The 394-nt window shown below is 69.0% G+C and carries 1 protein-coding gene; it reads left to right on the plus strand.

The genetic code is table 11. The annotated features are described in order from the left end of the window. Positions 1-45: 45 nt before the first annotated feature. Positions 46-394 (plus strand): NAD(P)H-dependent oxidoreductase (locus ASF38_RS09285; RefSeq protein WP_200914475.1); only part of this gene is annotated, 349 nt, incomplete at its 3' end.

Consider the following 394-nt stretch of genomic DNA (forward strand, 5'->3'; position numbering starts at 1 on the left):
ATGATCTGTACGACAGACGATTTCTTCCGACTTCAGGAGCACCCCATGACCACCATCTTCCGGCTGGACTCCAGCATCCGCGTCGAGGGCTCGACGAGCCGCGCCGTCGCCGACACCCTCGAGGCCGCCATCGTCGAGGCCGAGCGCGACGGGGTCACCGTCACCCGACGCGACGTCGGCACGCAGCCCCTCGACGGCTCGCTCTGGGGCACCTCCGCGTTCGCGGGCTTCGTGCCCGAGGAGTCGTGGACGCCCGAGCAGCGCGCGGCCAAGGGGCAGGCCGCGCAGCTCGCCGACGAGGTCGTCGAGGCGGACGTCCTGATCATCGCCACACCGCTCTACAACTTCGGCGTCTCGGCCCACCTCAAGCTCTGGATCGACACCGTCATCTCCG

This window comes from Aeromicrobium sp. Leaf272, from assembly GCF_001422865.1.
Classification (GTDB): Bacteria; Actinomycetota; Actinomycetes; order Propionibacteriales; family Nocardioidaceae; genus Aeromicrobium.